25 protein-coding genes are annotated in these 20,833 nt (G+C 68.6%); 9 read left to right on the top strand and 16 right to left on the bottom strand.

Annotation, left to right across the window (positions count from 1 at the left end):
• Positions 1-3: 3 nt before the first annotated feature.
• Both FHR72_RS08120 and FHR72_RS08115 read left to right on the top strand, forming a co-directional pair.
• Positions 4-417 carry a DUF1622 domain-containing protein gene (locus FHR72_RS08120; RefSeq protein ID WP_183467437.1) on the top strand — a complete coding sequence of 138 codons (414 nt, stop codon included), beginning with the start codon at positions 4-6 and terminating at the stop codon, positions 415-417.
• Entirely contained in the window at positions 414-686 is a 273-nt protein-coding gene (locus tag FHR72_RS08115; protein WP_183467436.1) for a hypothetical protein, read from the top strand. The genes FHR72_RS08120 and FHR72_RS08115 overlap by 4 nt, the downstream gene beginning before the upstream one ends.
• A 37-nt stretch (positions 687-723) precedes the next feature.
• On the opposite strand, the gene recX is transcribed toward FHR72_RS08115, so the two are convergent.
• The 5 genes from recX to FHR72_RS08090 form a co-directional block, all read right to left on the bottom strand.
• On the bottom strand, positions 724-1,266 hold the full coding sequence (gene recX, locus FHR72_RS08110) for a recombination regulator RecX (RefSeq protein ID WP_183467435.1): 543 nt from the start codon (positions 1,264-1,266) through the stop codon (positions 724-726).
• Positions 1,235-2,287, bottom strand: a complete 1,053-nt coding sequence (recA, locus tag FHR72_RS08105) for a recombinase RecA (protein ID WP_183467434.1) — start codon at positions 2,285-2,287, stop codon at positions 1,235-1,237. The genes recX and recA overlap by 32 nt, the downstream gene beginning before the upstream one ends.
• Positions 2,288-2,452: 165 nt before the next feature.
• Positions 2,453-2,932: an OsmC family protein gene (locus FHR72_RS08100; RefSeq protein ID WP_183467433.1), complete on the bottom strand. Its 480-nt coding sequence runs from the start codon at positions 2,930-2,932 to the stop codon at positions 2,453-2,455.
• A 10-nt stretch (positions 2,933-2,942) separates the two neighbouring features.
• On the bottom strand, positions 2,943-3,137 hold the full coding sequence (locus FHR72_RS08095; protein WP_183467432.1) for a DUF3046 domain-containing protein: 195 nt from the start codon (positions 3,135-3,137) through the stop codon (positions 2,943-2,945).
• Positions 3,138-3,146: 9 nt separating this feature from the next.
• On the bottom strand, positions 3,147-4,319 hold the full coding sequence (locus tag FHR72_RS08090) for a glycosyltransferase (protein ID WP_183467431.1): 1,173 nt from the start codon (positions 4,317-4,319) through the stop codon (positions 3,147-3,149).
• 43 nt (positions 4,320-4,362) lie between these two features.
• On the opposite strand from FHR72_RS08090, the gene FHR72_RS08085 reads away from it, so the two are divergent.
• Positions 4,363-4,857 carry a limonene-1,2-epoxide hydrolase family protein gene (locus tag FHR72_RS08085; protein WP_183467430.1) on the top strand — a complete coding sequence of 165 codons (495 nt, stop codon included), beginning with the start codon at positions 4,363-4,365 and terminating at the stop codon, positions 4,855-4,857.
• Between the two features lie 33 nt (positions 4,858-4,890).
• On the opposite strand, the gene pspM is transcribed toward FHR72_RS08085, so the two are convergent.
• The 5 genes from pspM to pgsA all read right to left on the bottom strand — a co-directional run bounded on the left by pspM (position 4,891) and on the right by pgsA (position 8,162).
• Positions 4,891-5,703, bottom strand: coding sequence for a phage shock envelope stress response protein PspM (pspM, locus tag FHR72_RS08080; RefSeq protein WP_183467429.1), 813 nt, complete (start codon positions 5,701-5,703; stop codon positions 4,891-4,893).
• A 17-nt stretch (positions 5,704-5,720) separates the two neighbouring features.
• Positions 5,721-6,545, bottom strand: a complete 825-nt coding sequence (gene pspA, locus FHR72_RS08075; RefSeq protein WP_183467428.1) for a phage shock protein PspA — start codon at positions 6,543-6,545, stop codon at positions 5,721-5,723.
• 111 nt (positions 6,546-6,656) lie between these two features.
• A complete protein-coding gene (gene clgR / locus FHR72_RS08070; RefSeq protein ID WP_183467427.1) occupies positions 6,657-7,001 on the bottom strand; it encodes a transcriptional regulator ClgR in 345 nt (114 codons plus the stop codon).
• Between the two features lie 98 nt (positions 7,002-7,099).
• Positions 7,100-7,588, bottom strand: coding sequence for a CinA family protein (locus tag FHR72_RS08065; RefSeq protein ID WP_183467426.1), 489 nt, complete (start codon positions 7,586-7,588; stop codon positions 7,100-7,102).
• Positions 7,566-8,162 carry a CDP-diacylglycerol--glycerol-3-phosphate 3-phosphatidyltransferase gene (gene pgsA, locus FHR72_RS08060; protein ID WP_311736085.1) on the bottom strand — a complete coding sequence of 199 codons (597 nt, stop codon included), beginning with the start codon at positions 8,160-8,162 and terminating at the stop codon, positions 7,566-7,568. The genes FHR72_RS08065 and pgsA overlap by 23 nt, the downstream gene beginning before the upstream one ends.
• A 42-nt stretch (positions 8,163-8,204) precedes the next feature.
• Here pgsA and FHR72_RS08055 point away from each other — a divergent pair, with 42 nt between their 5' ends.
• Complete coding sequence (locus FHR72_RS08055; protein WP_183467424.1) at positions 8,205-8,726, top strand: amino-acid N-acetyltransferase; 522 nt, start codon at positions 8,205-8,207, stop codon at positions 8,724-8,726.
• Between the two features lie 7 nt (positions 8,727-8,733).
• On the opposite strand, the gene FHR72_RS08050 is transcribed toward FHR72_RS08055, so the two are convergent.
• A complete protein-coding gene (locus FHR72_RS08050) occupies positions 8,734-11,304 on the bottom strand; it encodes an FtsK/SpoIIIE family DNA translocase (RefSeq protein WP_260155927.1) in 2,571 nt (856 codons plus the stop codon).
• 242 nt (positions 11,305-11,546) lie between these two features.
• Here FHR72_RS08050 and FHR72_RS08045 point away from each other — a divergent pair, with 242 nt between their 5' ends.
• From FHR72_RS08045 to FHR72_RS08025, 5 genes are all read left to right on the top strand, one after another.
• A complete protein-coding gene (locus tag FHR72_RS08045) occupies positions 11,547-11,861 on the top strand; it encodes a putative quinol monooxygenase (RefSeq protein WP_183467422.1) in 315 nt (104 codons plus the stop codon).
• Positions 11,862-11,863: 2 nt separating this feature from the next.
• Positions 11,864-12,682, top strand: coding sequence for a mycofactocin-coupled SDR family oxidoreductase (locus FHR72_RS08040; protein WP_183467421.1), 819 nt, complete (start codon positions 11,864-11,866; stop codon positions 12,680-12,682).
• The gene (locus tag FHR72_RS08035; RefSeq protein WP_183467420.1) at positions 12,679-13,551 is read left to right on the top strand and encodes an SAM-dependent methyltransferase; all 873 of its coding nucleotides are present in this window, start codon (positions 12,679-12,681) and stop codon (positions 13,549-13,551) included. The genes FHR72_RS08040 and FHR72_RS08035 overlap by 4 nt, the downstream gene beginning before the upstream one ends.
• Positions 13,552-14,103: 552 nt before the next feature.
• The gene (locus FHR72_RS08030; RefSeq protein WP_183467419.1) at positions 14,104-14,238 is read left to right on the top strand and encodes an ATP-binding protein; all 135 of its coding nucleotides are present in this window, start codon (positions 14,104-14,106) and stop codon (positions 14,236-14,238) included.
• Complete coding sequence (locus FHR72_RS08025; RefSeq protein ID WP_183467418.1) at positions 14,223-14,885, top strand: response regulator transcription factor; 663 nt, start codon at positions 14,223-14,225, stop codon at positions 14,883-14,885. The genes FHR72_RS08030 and FHR72_RS08025 overlap by 16 nt, the downstream gene beginning before the upstream one ends.
• A 415-nt stretch (positions 14,886-15,300) precedes the next feature.
• Here FHR72_RS08025 and FHR72_RS08020 read toward each other — a convergent pair whose 3' ends face one another.
• The 5 genes from FHR72_RS08020 to FHR72_RS08000 all read right to left on the bottom strand — a co-directional run bounded on the left by FHR72_RS08020 (position 15,301) and on the right by FHR72_RS08000 (position 20,833).
• On the bottom strand, positions 15,301-16,977 hold the full coding sequence (locus tag FHR72_RS08020; protein WP_183467417.1) for a ribonuclease J: 1,677 nt from the start codon (positions 16,975-16,977) through the stop codon (positions 15,301-15,303).
• 10 nt (positions 16,978-16,987) lie between these two features.
• Entirely contained in the window at positions 16,988-17,896 is a 909-nt protein-coding gene (dapA, locus tag FHR72_RS08015) for a 4-hydroxy-tetrahydrodipicolinate synthase (protein WP_183467416.1), read from the bottom strand.
• 45 nt (positions 17,897-17,941) lie between these two features.
• Positions 17,942-18,694 (bottom strand): FAD-dependent thymidylate synthase, encoded by a 753-nt coding sequence (thyX, locus tag FHR72_RS08010; RefSeq protein WP_183467415.1) that lies wholly within the window; start codon positions 18,692-18,694, stop codon positions 17,942-17,944.
• A gap of 80 nt (positions 18,695-18,774) precedes the next feature.
• Positions 18,775-19,884 (bottom strand): GGDEF domain-containing protein, encoded by a 1,110-nt coding sequence (locus tag FHR72_RS08005; RefSeq protein WP_221193217.1) that lies wholly within the window; start codon positions 19,882-19,884, stop codon positions 18,775-18,777.
• A gap of 52 nt (positions 19,885-19,936) precedes the next feature.
• Complete coding sequence (locus FHR72_RS08000) at positions 19,937-20,833, bottom strand: haloalkane dehalogenase (RefSeq protein WP_183467414.1); 897 nt, start codon at positions 20,831-20,833, stop codon at positions 19,937-19,939.

The raw sequence follows: 20,833 nt of genomic DNA, 5'->3' as shown, positions 1-20,833 counted from the left end.
CCGATGACCGAGTCGCTGCGCGCGTTCGAGCTCCTGCCGGAGTCGGCGCTGCGCGAGATGGTCGACCTGATGGTCCGGCTCATCGAGGCGTGCGGCGCGGTGGTCATCATGATCGGCGCCGTTGTCGCCATCGCGAAGTTCCTCGTCGCCTTGGCACGGCGCAACATCAATCAGTTCTCTGCCGTGCGGCTGACGCTGGCCAGGTTCCTGGTGCTCGGACTGGAGTTCCAGCTCGCCGCCGACGTACTGCGCACGGCGATCTCGCCGACGTTCGAGGAGATCGGCAAGCTCGCGGCGATCGCGGCGATCCGCACCGTGCTGAACTACTTCCTCAACCGTGAGATCGCCCAGGAGCAGCGGGAAATCGAGCTGCTGAGGAACCCGGGGTCCGCGGCGGATCCGCCTACACCCCGGTGAGCGTCGTCGTCGCCGCCTCGTGGTGCCTGGCCATCGCCGGCATCATGCTGGGCGTCGCAGCGCTGGTCGTCTTCCGGGCCCCGCTGCTCGCGCTGCGGGTGATGCTCGAGCTGCTCACCGCGGCCGGGCTGTTGCGATTGAGCGTCGACTCCACCTGGACGGCCATCGCCGCCGCCGCGGCGGTGATCGTGCTGCGGCGCGTGGTCACGCGCAGCGTCATCGCCGACCTGAACGCCGCGCCGTGGCGGGCGCACGGAAGCGCCGCGTAAACGGCAGGCCGATCGGTCCGACGGGCCGATCCCCCGGTCACACCTTGCGGCGTTCCCTCTCGTTGGCCAGTTCGGTGGTGACGACGTCGAAGGCCATCGACTGGTGGTAGCCGCGGCGGGCGAGCATTCCGACCAGCCGACGGGCCACCTTGTTCTCCGCGTCCCGATCGCTGGGGTCGCCGAGCTTCTCGCGGCGCAACTTGTCGCGAACCAACTGCTCGGCGCGGGTGCGTTCGGCGCCGGCGTCGATGTCGGACAGCGCGGCGTCGATCACCTCGTTGTCCACGCCCTTGTTACGCAACTCGGCGGCCAACGCGCGCTTGCCTTTTCCCGCGTTGAGGCGCCGTGACCGCACCCACTGCTCGGCGAAGTCCTCGTCATCGACGAGGCCGACCTGTGCGAGCCGGTCGAGAACCTGGGCGCTGAGGTCGTCGGGGTAGCCCCGCTTGCTCAGCTGCGCCTCCAGTTCGGCGCGGGTCCGCGCCCGTGCGGTGAGCAGGCGCAGGCACAGGGCCCGCGCCTGCTCGGCACGCTTGTCCGACTCGGGGTCAGAAGTCGACGGGAGCGGGAAGAGCGTCATCGGCCATGTCATCGGTCAACTGGGCGCCGATACCGAGCTTCTCTTTGATCTTCTTCTCGATCTCGTTGGCGACATCGGGGTTCTCCAGCATGAAGTTTCGCGCGTTCTCCTTGCCCTGCCCCAACTGCTCACCGTCGTAGGTGAACCACGATCCGGATTTGCGGATGAAGCCGTGCTCGACACCCATGTCGATCAGCGAGCCCTCCCGGCTGATCCCGCGGCCGTAGAGGATGTCGAACTCGGCCTGCTTGAACGGCGGCGACACCTTGTTCTTGACGACCTTGACCCTGGTGCGGTTACCGACGGCGTCGGTACCGTCCTTGAGCGTCTCGATACGCCGGACGTCCAGACGCACCGAGGCGTAGAACTTCAGCGCCTTACCGCCCGTGGTGGTCTCGGGCGAGCCGAACATCACGCCGATCTTCTCGCGGAGCTGGTTGATGAAGATGGCGGTGGTGCCCGAGTTGTTCAGTGCGCCCGTCATCTTGCGCAGCGCCTGGCTCATCAGGCGGGCCTGCAGACCGACGTGGCTGTCACCCATCTCGCCCTCGATCTCGGCGCGCGGCACCAGGGCGGCCACCGAGTCGATGACCAGGATGTCCAGCGCGCCGGAACGCACCAGCATGTCGGCGATCTCCAGGGCCTGCTCACCGGTGTCGGGCTGGGAGACCAGCAGCGCGTCGGTGTCGACGCCGAGCTTCTTGGCGTACTCCGGGTCCAGCGCGTGCTCGGCGTCGATGAACGCGGCGATACCGCCTGCGGCTTGGGCATTGGCGACGGCATGCAGGGCGACGGTGGTCTTACCGGAGGATTCCGGACCGTAGATCTCGACGACACGGCCACGGGGCAGGCCGCCGATGCCGAGCGCGACGTCGAGGGCGATCGAGCCGGTGGGGATGACCGAGATCGGCGGGCGCACGTCCTCGCCGAGCCGCATCACCGAACCCTTGCCGAAGTTCTTGTCGATCTGTGCGAGTGCGAGCTCCAGGGCCTTCTCGCGATCGGGGGCTTGCTGCGCCATGGTGATACCTCTCAGGTAGTCGTTGTTGACCAGGTCTCGGTCGGTTGGCTGTGACGCTAGGCGAGGCCACCGACAAGTCTTCGGGTCGAACTCACCCCACAGTAGACGAACACCTGTTCGATACAAGAGGACACGCCGAGGGACGGCGGTTTCAGCGCCTACCGCTCACTCCGCGCAGGCCGACACCAGGGTCGTGGGCCGGTGATGGATCGGGGTCTTCACCGACCGGGCGATGAAGCAGTACCCGCCCACCTGATCGTGCAGCCGCTCCGCGAGCGCCACATCGTCGCCGTCGCGGACCGTGACCACCGGGTTCAGCGTGACACTGTCGAATTGCCCTGCCCCACCGGCCTCTTCGACCATCACCGCCGTGGGACGGTCCTCGTAGGCGGTCACCGTCACGCCCGCGGCCGCGGCGAGGTGCAGGTACCACAGCATGTGACATTGGGCGATCGAGGCGACATAGAGCTGTTCGGGATTCCACCGCGTCGGATCACCCCGGAACGCCGGGTCCGACGATGCGTCGATCGGGGCCCGTCCGGCCGCACCGACCACGTGATCCCGGGCGTAGGAGCGCACATCGGACGTGCCCGACCCGCGATTGCCGGTCCAGGTGAGAGTGATCTCATAGTCGTGACGTGCCATCACACCCTCCTCACCATTGATCGCGGGGGACGTCGAAATCGGCGCACAGCGCCCTCCACACCTCGCGGGGTTCGACGCCGTCTTCGATGGCCTGGGCGGCGGTCCGCCCGCCCACGCTGGTCAAGACGTGGTCGACCAGCAGTGACGATGCCCGTACCGCGCCAAACTGCCCCTCGACCAGCTCGTGAAATTCCGTCAGCCGCACACGCCCAAACTACGCCGACGCCCGCAGCGCGTCGTGGCACACCTGTACCGGATCCGTGACGTCGGCGGCCGTCGCCGCGGCCCGCAGGGCGGCCTCGCGGTAACTCGACCGTCCCAGCACCTGCTGCACCGCGGCCGACAGCGCATCGGCCGTCAACGGCCGGACGAGTTCTGCACTGCCTTGACGCACAAGGCGATTGGCGATCTCCCACTGATCTCCCCCGCCGGGGACCACCACCATGGGCACACCCGCCAGCAACGATTTGGCCACCGTGCCGTGTCCGCCGCCGCAGATCAGCAGATCGGCGCGCGAGAGGAGGTCGTCCTGGCGGCCCAGGCCCACCACCGCCCACGGCGGCAGTGCCGAATCGGGGCCTTCGAGCCGCGACACCACCACGCGCGACCCCGCGGGGAGCACCTCGCCCGGGACGAGCGTCGAGAGGGCCAGTTCCGTCAGCCCGCCCGCCCCCGTCGACGCCGTCGACGGCGCGACGACGACGACCGGACCGTCCCCGGCGGGAAGGGTCAGCAGCTCGGTGGTCGGCTCGAAATGCAACGGGCCCACGACGACGGCCTCGGCGGGCCAGTCCGGGCGCGGCACCTCCAGGGCGGGCAGGGTCGCGATGAGGCGCCGGACCGGTCCCGGATCGTCGGCGGGCAGACCGATCTCCGCACGGGCCTGGGCGCGCTGGCGCATCCCTGCCCGCCACGACCGTGCGCTGAGCGTCCGCAGCACGCTGTCACGCAGCCGGCCCCGCAGCCCGGTACCGGGCGCCAGCCCACTGCCCAGCGGCGGCAGCCCCTTCGACGGCCGGTACAGCGGGTGGGTGTTCAGCTCGACCCACGGCAGGCCGAGCAGATCGGCGGCCAGCCCGCCGCAGACGGTGATCGAATCGGAGACCACGAGGTCGGGTGCGCCGGCACCGATGCGGGCCTCGTTCAGGACGGCCATCCGCGCGGCGCGCCGGTGGATCTTGGCCCCGGCGTCGGCGTCGTCGTCGAACGCGGTCGGGTCGAGGCCGTCCAGTTCGACGGCGTCGATGCCCTGCCCGCGCGCGGTGTCCAACCACCTCGTGCCCGTGAACAGCGTCGGCCGGTCATCGGCGGCAAGCAGCTTCTCGCACAGCGCGATCGCGGGGAACGCGTGGCCGGGATCGGGTCCGGCGACCACCGCAACTCGCATGCGGGCTACCCTGCCACAGCGTCCGCCGTTAGGCTCGGGCGATATGACCGACGAGGCCCCCGAAGGCATGCTGCCGACCGCCGCGACGAACAGCGTCGACACGACATCCGTCGACCGTAAGTCCGTCGACAACCGGGAGATCGTGCGCAGATTCCTGCTCGCCCTGGAAGCCGAGGACATCGACACCGTGGAGTCGCTGGCCGCTCCGGAGCTGGTGTGGCAGAACGTCGGACTCCCCAGCATCCGCGGCCGGCGCAGGATCGTGACCATGCTGCGCAAGGGTGTGGGCCGGTACGGGTTCGCGGTGAAGTTCCACCGCATCACCGCAGAGGGCGGCACGGTGCTCAACGAACGCACCGACGCCATCATCATCGGCCCGCTGCGGCTGCAGTTCTGGGTGTGCGGGATCTTCGAGGTCGACGACGCAGGCCAGATCACCCTCTGGCGCGACTACTTCGACATGCTCGACGTCATGGTGAAGGCACCGCTGCGCGCGATCGCCGGGGCCGTCATCCCCGCACTGCGCCCGCGGTTCTAGTACTCAGGTTCTAGGTACTCAAGCTCTAGGTATTCAGGCGCCGCGGAGGCGGCCCAGCTCGTCGAACGCCTGCGCCCACCCGGTCAACCGGTCGGTGGCCATACCCAGCTCGTCGCGGTAGCGCCGCTGCGACATCGGCGAGCTCGACAACGCACCGGAGTTCGCCGCGGACACCAGTTGCGCTGCGGCAGAGACCATGTCGTTGTACTGCCGCGCACCCAGATCGAGTTGGGTGGTGAACGCGGTGATCGTGGGCGACAGGTACGACCTGGACTGCGGCGAGGACTTCACCGCTCTCTCCATCGACACCACCTCGTTGGCGGTGGCCGCCATCGTCGCGGCGGTGTATTCGGCCGCGGCACGAAGCTCGCGCAACTCGTCGGCGGGCAGCATGTGGCCCCGCTCCATGACACCGAGCAGCGAGAACAGGCCCCGCTCGGACGCCGCGAGTGCGGCCATCGGCTGGCGGGCGGCCGATCCCCACTGGGGCAGGCGACGCGCATGACGTTGCGGCGGCAGGGGTTCGCCCCGCAACCAGCGGTATCGCAGGAACGCCAGCGTGGACAGGAAGGCCGCGCCGACGGCGATCGGGGACGGGATGAACAGCGCCCAGACCGGCGTGCTCCACGACGCCAGCACTGCGGTGACACCGATCCAGAACACTGCGGACACGGCGAAGAACACGCCGAGCCTTAGCGCCCAGCGCCGCTTACGCAGCAGCTTCGCCCGGGGATCGGAGGCGGCACTGAGTTTCTCGGCCACGACGTCCGACCATTCCGCGGCGGTGTCGATGCCGCGCTGGGCGAACGAGCGCCAGGCTTCCGGTCGGCCGGTCCGAGTACTCACCACTAGCTCCCGTGACGTTATTGCGACAGCGGATTTTCCGGTGTCGGGTTGGCATTGGTCGACGGCGTGGCCGGGGTCTGCGGAGATGCCGTCCCGGCAGCGCCCCCGGCAGGCAGCTGATCGCCGCGCATCGACGCGCGGATCTGCTCCAGGCGCGAATGCCCGGCCATCTGGACGCTGGCCTGCTGCACTTCCATCATCCGGCCCTGCACCGAGTTCTGCGCCAGTTCGGCGGCGCCGACCGCGTTGGCGTAGCGGCGCTCGATCTTGTCCCGGACCTCGTCGAGGCTCGGCGTGTTGCCGGGTGCGGCGAGTTCGCTCATGGACTGCAGCGACGAGCTGACCTGCTCCTGCATCTTGGCCTGCTCCAGCTGCGAGAGCAGCTTGGTGCGTTCGGCGACCTTCTGCTGCAGCATCATCGCGTTCTGCTCGACGGCCTTCTTGGCCTGCCCGGCTGCCTGCAGCGCCTGGTCGTGCAGACCCTTGAGGTCCTCGACGCTCTGCTCGGCGGTGACCAGCTGCGCGGCGAACGCCTCGGCGGCGTTGTTGTACTCGGTGGCCTTGGTGGCATCGCCCGCGGCGACCGCCTGATCGGCCAGCGTCAGCGCCTGGCGCACGTTGACCTGCAGCTTCTCGATGTCGGCCAGCTGCCGGTTCAGCCGCATCTCTAGTTGACGCTGGTTGCCGATCACCTGGGCGGCCTGCTGGGTGAGCGCCTGATGCTGACGCTGAGCCTCTTCGATGGCCTGCTGGATCTGCACCTTCGGATCGGCGTATTCGTCGACCTTGGAGCTGAACAGCGCCATGAGGTACTTCCACGCCTTGGTGAACGGATTGGCCATGGGTTCATTCCGCCTTCGTGTCTGTCGAACTGTGTCGGCTTACCGGCAAGTGCTTGGCCCCCAACTTATCGGTTGCGCGCAGATCACCACACCCCCGGCACGGGGAACTCCTCAGGCCACCGCCATCGAGACGACCTGCGGAATGACGACCTTGGTCGTGACGTCGATGTTCGGCGTTCCGGCGGGCACCCCGGACGGCAGGGCTGCGGCGGCACGGGATTCGGAGAGGGCGAGTTCACCGCCGGCTTCGGAGAGCACCCGGGACAGCGGGACGGACAGGGCGTTGCAGATGGCGCTCAGCAGCTCGCTGGACGCCTCCTTGCGGCCCCGCTCGACTTCGGACAGGTAGCCCAGGCTCACCCGTGCCGAATCCGAGACTTCCCGCAGGGTGCGTCCCTGCTCGACCCGGGCGCGACGCAGAACGTCGCCGATCACCTCGCGCAGCAATGTCGCCATCGCGTCCTCCTTGCCTCGACTACCCAGACCAACGCTGGATGTCGGCGAGATGGTTCCCGAAATTGGCTACCGCCCTCAGACGTCACCGGTGTCACGTGTCACTGCGCTTCGACGAGCGCGCGCAGATGCCGCAGAGCGGCGTGTACGGCACCGAGCCGGATGTCCCAGCGACTCCCCGGGAGGTGCAGTTCGACCACCTCGGCGTCGGCGGGTCCGGCGAAACCGAGGAAGACCGTGCCCACCGCGTGCCCGCCGTGGGGTTCGGGGCCGGCCACACCGGTCAGTCCGACGCCCCACGTCGCACCGCACCGCTGCATCGCGCCGACGGCCAGTGCCCGGGCAGTGGGCTCGGCCACGGGTCCGACGTCGGCGAGCAGCTCGGGCGCGACACCGGCCAGTTCGGCCTTCGATTCCACGGTGTAGGTGACCAGTCCGCCGCGCAGCACGGCACTGGCGCCGGGCACCCCGGCGACGGTGGCCGCCAGCAGCCCGGCCGTCAGCGATTCCGCGGTGGCCAGCGTCTGCCTGCGCACCGTCAGATCGGCGACCAGCGCCCGGGCGTCGTCAGTGACCAGCGGGTCGTCCACGCGAATCCCTGACCGCCGAGACGAAGTAGTCGATTCCGGTGAGCACCGTCAGCACGACCGCGGCGAGCATGATGACCCACGCGCCGGTCAGCCACGCCCCCGACAGCGGCAGCACGAACAGTCCGATCGCCACGGCCTGGACGAGCGTCTTGAGCTTGCCGCCGCGGCTGGCCGGGATGACGCCGCGGCGCAGCACCGCCAGGCGCAACAACGTCACCCCGAGTTCGCGGACCAGGATGACCACGGTCACCCACCAGGGCAGGTCCCCGAGCATCGACAGGCCGATGAGCGCGGCGCCGATCAGTGCCTTGTCGGCGATCGGGTCGGCCAGCGTGCCGAACTCGGTCACCATGCCGTAACTACGGGCCAGCGCACCGTCGAGGTGGTCGGTGATCACCGCAACCGCGAAGACGGCGAAAGCCGTGATGCGCCAGGTTGTTTCGTGTCCGTCGCCGACGAACAGCGCGACCAGGAAGACGGGCACCAGCACAAAACGGACGCCGGTCAACATGTTTGCGAGATTGGCCACGCGGGCGCGCGGAACCACAGGGTCGGTGTGTGGTTGGCCCGGCACCGCCACAGAATACTGGTTGCTTGAGCCGATACTCTTCGGAGCATGAGCGCACATCCGGATACGCCTGCCGGTCAGCTCGTCGTGCGCCGCGCCAGGACCTCCGACGTCCCTCACATCAAGGCGCTCGTGGACATCTATGCGGGCAGGATCCTGCTGGAGAAGAACCTGGTGACCCTGTACGAGTCCGTGCAGGAGTTCTGGGTGGGCGAGGTCGACGGCGAACTGATCGGCTGCGGCGCGCTGCACGTGCTGTGGTCGGATCTCGGTGAGGTACGCACGGTGGCGGTGCATCCGAAGGTGCGCGGCCAGGGCGTCGGACACGCCATCGTCGACCGGCTGCTCGCCGTGGCCGCCGATCTGCACCTGAGCCGGATCTTCGTGCTCACCTTCGAGACCGAGTTCTTCGCCCGGCACGGATTCGCCGAGATCGAGGGCACGCCCGTCACCTCCGAGGTGTACGAGGAGATGTGCCGGTCCTATGACACGGGCGTCGCGGAATTCCTCGACCTCTCCTACGTCAAACCCAACATCCTGGGCAACACGCGGATGCTGCTCACGCTGTGAGCACGACCTAGAAGTCGGGTTCGTCGTCCGCGTCGGCGCCGTTGGCGTCGGATCCTCCGCGGATCAACGCCAGGGTTCCCGCCAGCTCGTCGGGCTTGACCAGCACCTCGCGCGCCTTCGAACCCTCCGAGGGTCCGACGATGCCGCGGGTCTCCATCAGGTCCATCAGACGGCCCGCCTTGGCGAACCCGACGCGCAGCTTGCGCTGCAGCATCGAGGTGGACCCGAACTGGCTGGAGACCACCAGCTCCACCGCCTGCAGCAGCACGTCCATGTCGTCACCGATGTCGGGATCGACGTCCTTGCGCTCCCCGGCCTTCACCGCGGTCACGCCTTCGACGAACTCCGGTTCGGCCTGATCCTTGGTGGCCGACACGACCGCATGGATCTCTTCATCGGTGATGAACGCACCCTGCAGTCGCAGCGGCTTGTTCGCGCCCATCGGCAGGAACAGGCCGTCGCCCATACCGATCAGCTTCTCGGCGCCCGGTTGATCCAGGATGACCCGGCTGTCGGTCAGCGACGACGTCGCGAACGCCAGCCGCGACGGGACGTTGGTCTTGATCAGACCGGTCACCACGTCCACGGACGGGCGCTGGGTCGCCAGCACCAGGTGGATACCCGCCGCGCGCGCTTTCTGCGTGATGCGCACGATCGCCTCTTCGACGTCACGGGGTGCCGTCATCATCAGGTCGGCGAGCTCGTCGACGATCGCGAGGATGTAGGGGTACGGCTTGTATTCGCGGTTGCTGCCCAGAGGCGCGGTGATGTCGCCGGACCGCACCTTCTCGTTGAACACGTCGATGTGCCGGACCCGGGAGGCCTGCATGTCCTGGTAGCGCTGCTCCATCTCCTCGACCAGCCACGCCAGGGCGGCCGCAGCCTTCTTCGGCTCGGTGATGATCGGCGTGATCAGATGCGGAATGCCTTCGTAGGGCGTCAGTTCCACCATCTTGGGGTCGATGAGGATCATCCTGACCTCGTCCGGGGTTGCCCGGGAGAGCAGCGAGACGAGCATCGAGTTGACGAAGCTCGACTTGCCCGAGCCGGTGGAACCGGCGACCAGCAGGTGGGGCATCTTCGCGAGGTTGGCCGAGATCATCTCGCCCTCGATGTCCTTGCCCAGGCCGATCACCAGCGGGTGGTGATCGGAGCGCACCACGGGGTCGGTCAGCACGTCGGCCAGCCGCACCATCTCGCGGTCGGTGTTGGGGACCTCGATGCCGACCGCCGACTTGCCCGGGATCGGCGCGAGCATGCGCACGCTCTCGGTCGCCACGGCGTAGGCGATGTTGCGGTGCAGCGCAGTGATCTTCTCGACCTTGACGCCGGGCCCGAGCTCGACCTCGTACCGGGTGACGGTCGGGCCGCGGGTGCAGCCGGTCACGGCGGCGTCGACCTTGAACTGCGAGAGCACCGAGGTGATCGCGTCGGTCATGTGCTGGTTCGCCGCGGTCAGCCGTTTCGGCGGATCTCCGGCGACGAGCAGTTCCAGCGACGGCAGCACGTAGGGCCCCTCGACCGCGCGGTCGAGGGACAGCGCCGGCTCCTTGCGCGGCTTCTTGCGGTTTCGGGCCGCCGGCGCCGGGACGGGCGGCGTCTCCTCCTCGTCGAGGGGATAGTTGTCCATCGGGGTGCCCGACGGGGCATCCGGGCGTGCCAGCGGCACCGTGGGCTGTACGGCGGAGGGCCAGGCCTGCGGTTCATCCTTGTCCTCGTAGCCGGCTTCGTCGTCGTAGTACCCGTCGGAGAAATCCTCGTGCTCGGCGCTGCCGCGCTCGCCGTCCTCGTCGCCATGGTCATCGCCATAGTCATCGTCGTCATAGTCATAGTCATCGTCGTCGTAGTCGCGCTGCCACCGCGTGGTGAACATGTCACGCACCGTCGCGGGGACCTCGCGGATCGTCGTCCCCGTCACCAGCAGCACGCCGAACAGCACGCCGATGAACAGAAGGGGCGCAGCGATCCACGCTGTCAGCCCGTCGGAGAGGGGGCCTCCGAGGGCGAAACCGACGAAGCCGCCCGCGTGTTGACGCTCGGCCGGGTCCTGCGGCGAGCCCGACCACAGGTGCCACAGCCCCAGCGCGGGCAGCGCGATCATCGCAAAGCCCAGGATGAGGCGGGGTCGGGCCTCCGGATCCGGCTCCGACCGCATCAGGGTCACGCCGATGGCGGCCAGGACGACCGGGACGACCACGACGGCCGCGCCGATCAACACGCGCACGATCGTGTCGATCCAGGCGCCCACGGGCCGAGCCGCGTCGAACCACGAGCCGGCCGCGACGACGACGGCCAGGCCGAGCAGCGCGAGCGCGACGCCGTCGCGGCGATGGCCCGGTTCGAGGTCGCGGGCGCGTCCGACCGATCGCGCGGTGCTTCCGGCCCCCTTGGCCAGCATCAGCCAGCCCGCACGGACGCCCCGGCCCACCGCGGTCCCGGCCGACGACACGGCCGAGGAGTTCCGGCGGACCGGCTTGCGGCGCGGGGCAGACGGGCGCGAAGGCCGTCCTCCGCCGCGCGAAGGGGCCTTTGACCTGCTCTGACGTGCAGAAGATCGGGCCGCGGTCTTACTCGCCATGGGGTTCAGCCTAGTCGCAATGACCTCAGAAGCACCATGCGCCACACTGGTCACAGATTGGTCTCCCCGGGGCCTCGAACGGGTCGCGGCGACACGGGTCCCGTGATCACGCCGCACGACCGCGCCTCGCCCCCGGTGGCCTGCGGCGCCGGGGCGCTCGTCGAACGCGCGTGAGGCGACGACAGCGGCCGCACGAGACAGTACGGTGACATCTGTTCAGTCACGCTCATCGAGGAGTACGAATGCCGATCGTCGTCATCGCCACCATGACCGCCAAGCCCGAGTCCGTCGATGCGGTGCGTAGCGCCTGCACCCAGGCGATCGAGGCGGTCCACGACGAGCCCGGTTGCCAGCTCTACTCACTGCACGAGGCCGACGGCACCTTCGTCTTCGTCGAGCAGTGGGCCGATGCCGACGCGCTGCAGGCGCACAGCGCGGCTCCGGCGGTGGCCACGTTCTTCGGCACCGTCGGTGAGCATCTCGACGGCGCCCCCGACATCAAGGTGCTGCAGCCGGTCGTGGCGGGCGACCCGGCCAAGGGTCAGCTGCGGCCGTAATCATGGGTGAGCTCACCGGCAAGGTCGCCTTCATCACCGGCGCCGCCCGCGGCCAGGGCCGCGCCCACGCGGTCAAACTGGCCTCCGAGGGCGCCGACATCATCGCCCTAGACCTGTGCGCGCAGATCGAGTCCGTCCCCTATCCCCTGGCCTCCCCCGAGGACATGGCCGAGACGGTCAAGCTCGTCGAGGACACCGGCGCGCGCATCGTCAGCCACCAGGCCGACGTCCGTGACCGGGAGGCCGTCAAAGCCGCGGTGCGTGACGGGACCGAGAAACTGGGCGGCCGTCTCGACATCGTGGTCGCGAACGCGGGTATCGCGCCGATGGCGGCGGACAACGCCTGGCAGGACGTGATCGACGTGAACCTGACCGGTGTGTACAACACGATCGATGTCGCGATGAAGCCGATGGTGAAGTTCGGCAACGGCGGCGCGATCGTGCTGACCAGTTCCGTCGCCGGGCTCGTGGGCCTCGGCGCCCCGGTGGCCGGCTCGGTGGGATATGCGGCCGCCAAGCACGGCATGGTCGGCATCATGCGCGTTTACGCCAACTTCCTTGCCCGCTACAGCATCCGGGTGAACTCCGTGCACCCCGCCGGGGTGAACACGCCGATGATCGACAACGAGTTCACCCGTTCCTGGCTGGACGGGATGGCCCAGCAGAGCCAGGGTGGGCCCGACATGGGCAATGCGCTTCCGGTGCAGGCGCTCGAACCCGAGGACATCGCCAATGCGGTGTTCTGGCTGGTGTCCGATGCCGCGCGCTACGTCACAGGCATCACGCTGCCGGTCGACGCCGGGTACATCAACAAGCGATGACGGCTCGAAACGCCGCCGCGCAAACGGCTTTCGGGCCGATCGTCCTGGCGGCCATCGAGCACAACGAACCGCCAGGTCACCGGCTGGTCCAGGACGACCTTGCCGAGTCGTTCCTGTCCGGCCGGTTTCGCCTGCTGGTGCGGGCCACCCGGTCCGATGCGTTTCGGCGGGCGGTCATATCGACCGTCGACCGCTACGGGCCGGGGCTGTGGGCGAGCATCGCGTGCCGTAAGCGCTACATCGACGAACGGCTTTCGGACCCTCTCAACGACACCGACAGCGTGGTCGTCCTGGGCGCGGGCCTGGACACCCGCGGTTGCCGCATCGCCCGCCACAGCGAGCTGCCGGTCTTCGAGGTGGACCAGGAGCTCAACATCGAACGCAAAACTGCTGTGCTGCAGCGTGTTCTGGGCTCGCCCCCGGCCTCGGTGCACCTCGTCCCGGTCGACTTCGAGCGTGATGCGCTGATCCCCGCCCTGGAGTCGCACGGGTATCGCAGCGACCTGCGGACCTTCTTCATCTGGGAAGGCGTGACCCAGTACCTCAGCCCCGAGGCGGTACGGGCCACGCTCGCACAGCTGAGCGGTGCCGCACCGGGCAGCAAGTTGGTGTTCACCTACATCCGCCAGGACTTCATCGACGGCACCTGTCTCTACGGGGCCGAATCGCTGTACCGCCGCTTCCGCCGCCGTCGCCAGGTGTGGAAGTCGGGGATGGTGCCCGAACTCGTCGGTGACCTCCTCGCCGAGCACGGTTGGCGTCTCGTCGAGCAGGCCGGGCCGAGCTATTACCGCGACACCTACATCCGGCCGACCGGCCGCGCGATGGCCGCCTCGCCGCTGGAATGGACGGTGCTGGCCGAGCGCTAGACGAGAGTCGTTTCCCCCGATTCTCACCTCCCGGCGACCGGATACGTATCGGCCACGGCGCCGACCCGATCGCCACGCTCGACCGCATGCGGGACGGGTGGAGTCCGGGGTGCGCGCGCAACGGCGGTTCATCGACGCCGGCCATGAGCTGTTGAGGTGTCAGACCTGTTGCTGCCGGCCCACTCTGGGCACCCGCCGTTCCTGCACCCGTCCGCTGTCGACGTCGCACGCTGACCGCCGAAATCTTTGCGAAGGTCAGCAAACTCGCCGGCCATGACTTCGCAGTGCCGTGCACCGTGATCGGAACCGCGTCGCCGGACCCGCAACGGGCGACCCGGGCGCTGGTGGCCCTGACGGACAATGACTACCGATCTACCAGGCCAGAAGGGTCGACCGGCGTAGGATCGGAGCTGTCGGGCGGCTGGCTGATGTTCTGGGTCTCCGATTCGGGACCAGGGGTGCGCCCCGGGGATCGGACCGGGATCGTCGATCGTTCGCCCGCGGTGAGCAAATCGGTGCGCATTCGGACGGCGCCGGCCTCGGTCTTCGATCGTGCGGGCCATCGCCCTGGCACACGAAGGGGACGTGATGCTCGATTCGGCGGTGGGCCGCGGCTCCACGTTCAGCGTGCGCCTCCCCGCCGTGGTGACCACCCACGAGACGGAACAGTCATGGCATCTGTCCTGATCGCCGAAGACGAACCCCGGATCTCGTCCTTCGTGCGGAAAGGGCTGTCGGCCAACGGCTTCTCGGTCACCGTTGTCGCCGACGGACCGTCGGCCTACGCGTACGCACGCAGCGGCGATTTCGACCTGATGGTGCTCGACACCGGCCTGCCCGGAATGGACGGGTTCACGGTGCTGAAGCGGCTGCGCGCCGAGGGCAGCGCCCTACCGGTCGTGGTGCTCACGGCGCGCACCAGCGCCGCCGACACCGTGGCGACCCTCGAGGGCGGCGCCGACGACTACCTCCTGAAGCCGTTCCGGTTCGAGGAGTTGCTGGCCCGGGTCCGGTTGCGCCTGGCCCCGGAGCGGGTGGCAGAGCTGACGACGCTGTCCTATGGCGGGCTGCGGCTCGATCTCCGCACCCGCAAAGCCCATGTCGGCGACTATTCGGTCAACCTGTCCGCGCGCGAATTCGCGCTGGCGGAGACATTCCTGCGACACCCGGGACAGGTGTTGTCACGTGAACAACTGCTCAGGCAGGTGTGGGGTTACGACTACGACCCCGGAAGCAATGTGGTCGACGTCTACGTCCGCTATCTCCGCCGCAAGCTCGGGGCCCGTCGTTTTGTGACACTGCGCGGAATGGGCTACCGCCTGGAAGCGATGTGACACCGTCGGCAGCAAATAATCATGATCATCAGGGCGTGATTCCGGCCTGTGGCGTGTTAGCGCCTGCACCGCCCGTCGCCGCCGCCGCACCGCGCCATTCTGTGCAATTCGGCATTTATGTGCCGACGCAATGAGTCACCGGCTCTCAGCTGGACTTTTGCCACTCCGCATTAATCACTACCACCGAGATCGTGCCGATGACGCCATTATTTACGCAGATTTCTATTGTGCGGACAAAGGGAATGCATTCACGATCTTGCCTTCCTCTTTACGAGGTGCATAATAGTTATGAGCAACGTCAGCGTGCGTGCTCACACGGCCGCCGCGCCACGGTTGACGAGGGGTAACCGTGACTTGTCGACGGGACAGCCGTCGCAGCGCGGCGGGCCGGACAACGCGCAGGGTCCGGTCGCCGTCAGATCTCGATGACCGTCGGCACGATCATCGGCTGGCGGCGGTAGGTCTCACCCACCCACTTGCCGACGGTGCGCCGCACCCCCTGGGCGATCCGGGTCGGATCGGTGACGTTCTGCGAGGCGAGGTTCTCCAGCTCGGCCTCGACCCGGCGGGCCACCGGTTCGAGCGCCTTGGGGTCCTCTGAGAAGCCGCGCGAATGCAGGTGCACGGGAGCGGCGGGCTTTCCGGTGCCCCGGCGCACCACCACGGTCACGGCGACGAATCCCGACGACAGGATGAGCCGCTCCCCCAGTGTGGCGTCACCGACGTCACCTGTGATCAGCCCGTCGACGAACATCTTGCCGACCGGTACGGCGCCGGAGATGCTCACCCGGCCCGCCACCAGATCGACGCTGACCCCGTTCTCGGCGAGCACGATGTTGTCCTCGGGAACGCCTGTCCTGGCCGCCAGCGCGGCATTGGCGCGCAGCATCCGCCACGTCCCGTGGACGGGCATCACATTGCGCGGGCGGACACCGTTGTAGAGGAACAGCAGTTCGCCGGCATAGGCGTGACCCGAAACATGCACGCGCGCCTGCGCATTGGTGACGACCCGGGCCCCGATCTTGGCCAGCGCGTCGATGACCCCGTACACCGCCTCCTCGTTGCCGGGGATCAGCGACGACGACAGGATGATCAGGTCGCCGGCGGTCAGCGTGATGCTGCGGTGCTCACCACGCGACATCCGCGACAGCGCCGCCATCGGCTCGCCCTGTGTTCCGGTGGTGATCAGTACGACACGATCGGCAGGCATCATCTCTGCGGCCGCGATGTCCAGCACGTCCTCGTCGGCGACCTTCAGGTAGCCGAGATCTCGCGCGATGCCCATGTTGCGCACCATCGACCGGCCGACGAAGGACACCCGGCGGCCCAGTGCGACCGCGGCGTCGATGATCGACTGCACCCGGTCGACGTTCGAGGCGAAACACGCGACGATCACCCGGCCGTCGGCGCCGCGCATCAGACGGTGCAGCGCCGGCCCCACCTCGCTCTCCGACGGGCCCACACCGGGAATCTCGGAGTTCGTCGAATCACAGAGGAACAGATCGACCCCGGCGTCGCCGAGGCGCGACATCCCCGGCAGATCGGTCGGCCTGCCATCGGGCGGGAGTTGGTCGAGCTTGATGTCACCGGTGTGCAGCACCGTCCCGGCGCCGGTGTGGACACCGATCGCCAGGCACCCCGGGATCGAGTGGTTGACGGCGAAGTACTGGCATTCGAAGACACCGTGCGTGGATTTCTGGCCTTCTGCCACCTCGTGGAGCTTCGGGCTCAGACGATGCTCGCGGCACTTCTCGGCGATCAGCGCGAGGGTGAACTTGGAGCCCACGATGGGGATGTCCGCACGCTGTTTGAGCAGGAACGGGATCGCCCCGATGTGGTCCTCGTGGGCGTGCGTGACGATCAGCGCCTCGACGTCGTCGAGGCGGCCCTCGACGTGGCGCAGGTCGGGCAGGATGAGATCCACGCCCGGCTCGTCATGCGTCGGGAAGAGCACCCCGCAGTCGACGATCAGCAGACGTCCGAGATGTTCGAAAACCGTCATGTTGCGGCCGATCTCGCCGATACCGCCGAGCGCGGTGATCCGCAGGCCGCCCGGGGCCAGCGGCCCTGGTGGAATGTGCGTCAGGTCCACTGCGCGACCACTACCTCAGCACCCCGGCGGCACGCATGTCAGCGGCCAGCGCCTCGGTCTGCTCGTCGGTGGCGGGGATCTGGGGCAGCCGCGGGTCGCCGACCTCGAATCCCTGCAGTCGCAGTCCGGCTTTCGACAGCGTGACCCCGCCCAGTCGCGCCTGGGCGCAGGCCAGCGGACCCAGAGTCACGTTGATCTTGCGGGCGGTCGCGACATCGCCGGAAGCGAAGGCGGACACCATGTCTCGCAGCTGCCCGGCCGCAAGGTGGCCCCAGACGCTGATGAAACCCACCGCGCCCATCGCCAGCCAGGGGAGGTTGAGCGCGTCGTCGCCGGAGTAGTAGGCCAGCCCGGTCTCCGCGATGATCTGCCCGCCGCCGTGCAGGTCGCCTTTGGCGTCCTTGATCGCGACGATGTTCGGATGTGCCGCCAGTGTGCGGATGGTGTCCCATTCGATGGGCACCACCGACCGCGGCGGGATGTCGTAGAGGATGTTGGGCAGGTCGGTCGCGTCGGCGACAGTGGTGAAGTGGGCGGCGATACCGGCCTGCGGCGGACGCGAGTAGTACGGCGTCACCACCAGCAGGCCGTGCGCGCCCTCGGCAGCGCTGGCTTTCGCCAGGTGCACGCTGTGGGCGGTGTCGTAGGTACCGGCGCCGGCGATGACGCGGGCGCGGTCCCCGACAGCTTCGAGGACGGTGCGCAGTAGCCGGAGCTTCTCGTCGTCGGTGGTGGTCGGGGACTCGCCGGTGGTGCCCGAGACCACCAGGCCGTCGCAGCCGCCGTCGACGAGCCGGTTCGCGAGCCGGGCCGCGGCGTCGGTGTCGAGCGAGCCGTCGGGCTTGAACGGAGTGGCCATCGCGGTCAACAAGGTGCCCAACCGGGCTGGGGCGTCGAATCCGCTGGTACTCACGGGCACCAAGATTACCCGGTCACCCTTTCGCCCCACGAATGCCTTTGCGAGTCAGACCTCGGTTGCCAACGGGCTGGTCGCGACCTCGGTGCCGTCGGCCAGCACGGTGATCTCGAAGTCGGAGAACACCTGTGGTGCCACCTCGACGAGCCGGCGCAGGCACTCGATGGACAGTCGCCTGATCTCCACGTCGGCGTGTTCGCTGGCGCGCATGGCGATGAAGTGCCGCCACGCGCGGTAGTTGCCGGTGACCACGATCCGGGTCTCGGTCGCGTTCGGGAGCACGGCGCGGGCGGCCTGCCGGGCCTGTTTGCGCCGCAATGTCGCGTTGGGCACCTCGGCCAGCTTCGCCTCGAGCCGAGCCAGGAGATCGGTGTAGGCGGCCCGGCTCGCGTCGGCGGCGTCGGTGAACAGCGCCAGCAGCTCGGGGTCGTCCTCGATCCCGGGCGGGACGACCACCTGGGAGTCGTCTTCCGGGACATAGCGCTGCGACAACTGCGAGTAGGAGAAATGCCGGTGCCGGATGAGTTCGTGGGTGCAGGAGCGCGACAGCCCGGTGATGTAGAACGACACCGACGCGTGCTCGAGCACCGAGAAGTGTCCGACGTCGATGATGTGGCGGAGGTAGGCGGTGTTGGTCGCGGTGCGGGGATTGGGCTTCGACCAGCTCTGGTAGCACGCCCGGCCCGCGAACTCGACCAGCGCGGCACCACCCTCGGCGTCGGTGCTCCACGGCACGTCGGGCGGCGCTGCGAACTCCGTCTTGGCGATCAGCTGCACGCGCAGCGGCGCGATCTCGGCCACCGGCAGAGCCTAACGTGCGGATCGGAGGCCGCTGCGGCACGTCGCTCGGGACCGGAGCGGCGGCAACGACCTTCGGCGAATCAGCCCTCCCCGCCCTGGCCGAGGAAACGGTGCCCGACCCGGTCACCCCCGGCACGTTTGACCGCATACATCGCGGCATCGGCCTCACGGATGAGCGTCTCGATGAACTCGGGGTGTTCGACGGGAGCTCCGGCTTCGACCGTGGCGGTGCAGATGCCGAGGCTGGCGGTGATCTGGAACGGCGTCGCCGCGATACCCCGGCGGATGCGCTCGGCGGTGATCGCGTGCCGCGACGCGGTGTCGATGTCGGCGACCACGAACTCCTCGCCGCCGAGTCGGCCGAGCACCGCGTTGCCACCGTGGCGTTGCAGCACCGCGGCCACATCGACCAGCGCGGCATCGCCCACCGCGTGCCCCCGGGTGTCGTTGAGCTTCTTGAAATCGTCGAGGTCGACCATCGTGACGTTGACGTGCGTGTTGAGCGGCTCCCGACCGAGGAGCAGGTCGTGGACGGTGCTGTAGAACGACCGGCGGTTGAGCAGGCCGGTCAACGGATCACGGTCGGAGTTGCGCAGGTCGATGTGCAGCGAATGCACCAACGAATGGACGCCGAAGGGCACACCCACGTTCAGCCCCAGGACGATCAGGAACGATGCGGCCACGATCGGAACGTCACCGGTGCCGGCGAGCATCCGGAATGCCGACACCGCGGCGCATCCCATGGCGACGCAGAAGTTCGTCACCACGTGCCCGAAAGCGTGGAAGTAGGCGAGATACCCGCCGATGACGGCGAAGACGGTGCACCCCATGAGACCGCCGTACGGGTCGGGCACCACCAGACATCCCGCGGCGATACACGCGGTGCACACCAGGGTGTAGGTCAGGGACCAGGTTCTGGTGGGCCAACGGGTGAGCCACAGCGCGGACGCCGCGAACGCGGCCAGCGCGGCCGTGACCGAGACGACGGTCGCGACCGTACCGCCGGGGCCCCGGTCGCTGGCGAGCATCATGAGCGGCACGGCTCCGAGCGCCGCCGTGAACACGAACGTGGCGCTCCGCCACTGCCCCTGCAATCCGCGTTCGCGCAGATACGCGCTGAACCAGTCGTAGTGGTCCGACTGCTGCCACCAGCGTCGCCACCAACCAAACACGCCGACTCCCCAGCTCATCGCGCAGAGATCGCGGCGTCACCTCGGGGCGTCGCCGCCCGGCACGGTGCCACTACGTCGGGTTGGCGGTGACGAAGTCGACCACGACGGCGGCGAGCTCGCGACCCTTGTCTTCCTGGAGGAAGTGTCCCCCACCGGCGATCGTGACCTGCGGCTGCCCCTGCGCGCCCGGGATGAGCCTGCGCAGTGCGGCGTCGGCGCCCCGGGTGATCGGATCCGAGTCGGAGAACGCGCACAGGAACGGTTTGTCGAACCGGCGCAGCACTTCCCAGGCGGCCCGGTTCGCCGGCGCAGCCGGGTCGTCCGGACTGGTCGGGACGAGGGTCGGAAACTGGCGCGCGCCCGCCTTGAAGGTGTCGTCGGGAAACGGGGCGTCGTAGGCTGCGATCACCTCGGGTGCGAGCGTCGACACGCAGCCGCCGTTGACGATCTGACCCACGGGGAAGTCGGGCGTTTCCTGGCTGAAGCGCTGCCAGGCCAGAAAAGCCTCTCCGGGATCCTGGTCGCCGGTCGGCAGTGTGGTGTTGGCCGCCACGACACGGGCGAAGCGGTCGGGATGTTCGCCCACGAGGCGCAGGCCGATGAGCCCGCCCCAGTCCTGACACACCAGTGTGATCCCGGTGAGGCCGATCGCGTCGATCGCTGCCCAGGTCCAGTCGACGTGCGCCTGGTAGCTGTAGTCCTCGCGCCTGGCCGGCTTGTCGCTGCGGCCGAAGCCGACGAGGTCGGGCGCCACCGCGCGCAGACCCGCCGCGGTCAACACGGGGATCATGTGGCGATAGAGATAGCTCCAGGACGGCTCGCCGTGCAGGAGCAGCACCACCGGGGCGTCCGGCGGACCCTCGTCGAGGTAGTGCATCCGCAGGCCGTCGACCTCCACGTAGTGCGGTGCGAAGGGAAACTGGGGCAGGTCGGCGAATCGCTCGTCGGGGGTGCGCAGAACGTCCAT

This window comes from Mycolicibacterium iranicum, assembly GCF_014190915.1.
Taxonomy (GTDB): domain Bacteria; phylum Actinomycetota; class Actinomycetes; order Mycobacteriales; family Mycobacteriaceae; genus Mycobacterium; species Mycobacterium iranicum_B.
This window is presented reverse-complemented; position numbering and strand designations above follow the sequence as displayed.